Annotated in this window: 3 protein-coding genes; all 3 read left to right on the top strand. The window is 40.6% G+C overall.

The genetic code is table 11. From position 1 onward, the window contains the following. Positions 1-806: 806 nt before the first annotated feature. The 3 genes from RC73_RS19390 (at position 807) to RC73_RS19400 (ending at position 2,850) form a co-directional block, all read left to right on the top strand. A complete protein-coding gene (locus RC73_RS19390; RefSeq protein ID WP_052248313.1) occupies positions 807-1,322 on the top strand; it encodes a hypothetical protein in 516 nt (171 codons plus the stop codon). A gap of 26 nt (positions 1,323-1,348) precedes the next feature. Then, positions 1,349-2,212: an HNH endonuclease gene (locus RC73_RS21030; protein ID WP_200888008.1), complete on the top strand. Its 864-nt coding sequence runs from the start codon at positions 1,349-1,351 to the stop codon at positions 2,210-2,212. Positions 2,213-2,364: 152 nt separating this feature from the next. Then, a complete protein-coding gene (locus RC73_RS19400) occupies positions 2,365-2,850 on the top strand; it encodes a hypothetical protein (protein ID WP_039036171.1) in 486 nt (161 codons plus the stop codon). Positions 2,851-2,928: the final 78 nt, after the last annotated feature.

Raw genomic sequence — 2,928 nt, forward strand, 5'->3', positions numbered from 1 at the left:
CCTCGCTACGCGATTGTCATCAACGCCCTGCGGCCGCTTCGAGCGGGAGTTGCTGAAATTCTGTGAGAATGGAGTAGCTTGAAATATCTGAAGTGCTTGCAGAAATGCAGCTCATTTTCAGGCTCTGGCTCTAGTTCTGGTGGGACTGTGACCGTCGAAAACAGGGAAGAATGCAAACCCCCAGTCAATTCCGCTTCAAAAACAAACCAAATCAGTGTGTTGTTGCCTTTGTCAAAACTTGACCTTTGGCTAATTGTTTTCACATTCAGTACTGGCTATTGTAAAGCTAATTCAATAGCTTGGCTTTAGCGCTTCCTTAAGCTTAATTAAGGTCAGAAACAGCAACACTTTTCTGTTTTCAGCGAAATGCAGGGACGAACAGAGTTTGGACCCGTGCGGTAGCCATGGCTTTACTTAGCGTTTTTTGTAAGACCTGGGTTTTAGGGCGCTTGGTTTTAAGGCCCCTATTTGCAGGGCTTGAAGCGCTCATGGTAAGTGCCTAAGAACTGATTTTCTATACAGTATTATTGCCGTTCCAGGAAAAATACCGGAAATTTGCAGCTAAGTTTGCGCGTTATTTCTGTAACATTTTAGAAAATAACATTAAATTCATAAAGTTAAAAAAATACAGCTGGTAGATAATAGGTTTGGAAACCGCGCATGCGCGTTTAGCTGCAAGGGATATTTGGACTAAACTTTATTATATCCAGCCAATACAAACAGATAGCGATGCGCGTTTACACTCATCCGAGGACTAAAACGCGCATGCGCACTATACAGCTGTTACGTGCTCATGGAGTCATAGATTGGAGCAGATCGAGAGAACAAAAAGATACCTATCACGTATTGAGGCAATATATGAAGGTATCTTCTCATCTTCGGGACATGATAAGGATTCCTATGACGATGATGTCATATCATTTTTTATCCATTGCTATCATATCCGGGATTGGATCATTCATTTGAATGTTCTTGGGGTTAAGGCAGCAGAGATAGATGATTACATAAACCAACATAAAGCATTGATGATCTGTGCTGATTTGGCAAATGGATCAAAACACTGCAAGCTCACTCGTTCTTTACGCACCAGCAGGCAGCCACATATAACAGGAAAACAAAGGCATACTTCGACTTGGTACACCGGTAGTGGTGGCGGTGAAGTCATGAAGTGTAAATATACAGTATTAAGTGGAGAAGAATTCCTAGATTCGCTCGAATTAGCTAAAGAATGTGTAGCTCTATGGGATTCTTTCACGAAAGAGTTAAAGGCACGTAACAAGTCAAGCAAGAAGGACGCGCAAAAAGCGCGCGCCTATTCTTGAAGCGTTAGGTGTTAATTGGATATTTCATGAATAATTTATATGTAACGGTAGCTTTGAAGCTTTTTGGTTACGGAATAAAAAACTTACACGATCCAAATTGGACAGGGATGTACTTGTATGATCAGGTTAAGAGTCATCTCAAAGGGTATTACGAACCTTCTGATCTATTGTTAAAGCCTTTAGAGAGAGGACTCTCTTATTATTTAGGTACGTGGGTGTTTGACGAGTTCTTTGCAACTGAAAGGTTGGAAGACTTACATGGTGAGTATGCTGTTTGGTTTCTGGAAGATTTCTGCGAAATGATTAGTTTTCACCGTCTACAGAAACAAATTCCAATACAAGGCGCTGAAAGTTTGGTTTCATATATAGGTCAGCTTTACGAGCGAGACGAAGAAGAGTATTGGGAGTTCATAGATTGTGACGATACGATGGAGCAGTTGCAAGATTGCTATGCAAGAATCTTAAATTCTGCCCAACCTAAATTAGAAGAGCTGAAAGTTTTATATGCGGAGGACTTCTCGGATAGGATTTTGCATGATAGGCAATTGTGCTTTTATCTATCGAGCCTATTGCACCAAATAGGCTTCAATGGCGCTAACGATCTCGATGAACTACCTCAAAAATGGGTTCAGAGAGAGCGCTGGCCTGAGCGAGTAAAGAAAATTTTGATTTCTCGTGATCGTGGTGTCTGTAATGAATGTGGCTCAAATCTAGTGCAGGAGCTTGAGGAAGAATTCCAGATTGATCATATGATTCCATTAGCAAAAGGCGGTTGTAACGACCTGGTTAATTTACAATTGCTTTGTGCGGTATGTAACCGAAAAAAGTCTGCTAATGAAACGTATATTAAGTCATCAGTACCAAAATACCTCAAGCGTAAAAACACCTAACAATCTGTTTAAGAGTGATTCGCAACGCGTGGCATTTTTATCATGCGTTGTCTTTAGTGTTTAAGGTGGCATGCGGGAGCTTCGGTATTGCGTTGCTCACACCTTAACAGGGCGTTATGCGATTTATAAACTTAAATTAAGGAGCAATAGAAGTGAAAAAATGGATAGTGATTTTATTATCGAGTGCAGCGTTGACTGGTTGTGGTGAGAGTAAGGATGAGTACATAGGGACTTACAGTTATGTGAAAGCTAGCACGGGCAAGGAGATCTTGGCTGAAATAAAGAAAGATGGTGAGTCTTATTTTTTTGTTGAAAATATAGACAGACCTTCACAAATTTTGGCTCTGGGTATTGAAGATGACGGTCTGGTCTATAATGGAAAATTATTGAAACTTTCATCAGACCAATCCAAGCTCTATTTCGCAGGAATTACAGCTGATAAAATAAATGAACCAGAGCTAAATGAATGGAAGAAAAAACGAGATGAATTAGCCAAGATATGTGACAAAATTCAAGTTCAAATTGATCAGGAAATTAAGCAAAAGTTAAGCAATAGCGATTGGAACGAGTACGTTAGAGAGGTCCGTGCTACAGCACCTGACGATTGTAATCTCAAGGGTCTTAACCTTAGGTGGTAGGTCCGCATAAGAGAATACAGGACAAGAGAACCCGAATTCAGATAATAAGTGCACCACTCATGGTTAAACGGTGAGGAG

The sequence above is a fragment of the Shewanella sp. ECSMB14102 genome (genome assembly GCF_000813075.1).
Taxonomy (GTDB): Bacteria; Pseudomonadota; Gammaproteobacteria; order Enterobacterales; family Shewanellaceae; genus Shewanella; species Shewanella indica.